The sequence below is a fragment of the Nocardia sp. NPDC060255 genome (genome assembly GCF_042727395.1).
Classification (GTDB): domain Bacteria; phylum Actinomycetota; class Actinomycetes; order Mycobacteriales; family Mycobacteriaceae; genus Nocardia.
This window is the reverse complement of record NZ_JBHXAU010000039.1, coordinates 48,145-49,102: the sequence shown is the minus strand read 5'-3', so window position 1 is coordinate 49,102 and position 958 is coordinate 48,145. Positions and strand designations below refer to the sequence as shown.

General features: G+C 64.6%; 1 protein-coding gene. It reads left to right on the top strand.

Annotated elements, in window-relative coordinates; translation table 11 throughout:
* The first annotated feature begins 255 nt into the window (after positions 1-255).
* The gene (locus tag ACFWF1_RS41355; protein ID WP_379283893.1) at positions 256-912 is read left to right on the top strand and encodes a PhzF family phenazine biosynthesis protein; all 657 of its coding nucleotides are present in this window, start codon (positions 256-258) and stop codon (positions 910-912) included.
* The last annotated feature ends 46 nt before the right edge of the window (positions 913-958 follow it).

Sequence of the window (958 nt, the reverse complement as noted above, 5' to 3'; positions counted from 1 at the left end):
GGGCAACGCGGCAACGCGGCAACGCGGCAACGCGGCAACGCGGCAACGCGGCAACGCGGCAACGCGGCAACGCGGCAACGCGGCAACGCGGCAACGTGGCAACGTGGCAACGTGGCAACGTGGCAACGTGGCAACGACAGACATTAGTCGCCAACGGGACATAGCGGCAATCGTTCTCGCGTCATTCCACCACCATGCTCCGTTGATCATGAGATGCCCGATCTTGGTGTGCGATCGAAGTGGTTGACTGCGTGGGTGATCGAGTACGAAGTGTTGCGTGTCTTCTGCGGGCCCGACGGCCGATATGGCAATGAACTCGGTGTCGTGCGCGACGGAGCGGCCGTCGCCACGGAAGCCGAGCGCCAAACGTTCGCCAGGAAGCTGGGCTTCAGCGAGACCGTATTCATTGATGACCCCGACCGTGGCGTCATAGACATCTACACGCCGACCCTGCGACTGCCTTTCGCCGGGCACCCGTGCGTAGGCACAGCCTGGCTGCTCGAGGTCCCCACCCTGATCACGCAGGCAGGCATCGTGCGCATCCGGACCGACGGAGAGTTCACTTGGATTGCGGCGCAAGCCGAATGGGTATCTCCGCGCACCCTGCGCCAGTACGACTCCGCAGCAGAGGTGGACGCACTGTCCGTACCGGAACCGGGCGAGTGGATCTACGCCTGGGCCTGGCAGGACCAGCCAGCCGGCCAGATCCGAGCCCGCGCCTTCCCCGGCCGCGACGACGGCATCGATGAGGACGAGGCAACCGGCACAGCAGCCCTACTCCTCACCGCCAGTCTCACCCGCCCGCTGCACATTTCACAGGGACACGGCTCGCAAATCGTGACCGCCCCGCAGTCCAACGGGCTGATCGAAGTGGGCGGACGCGTACGAAAAGAGTCAAAGCTCAAGCACTAACCCGCACTACCGAGTGCATTGGCGCACGACGTTGGCGCACGACGTT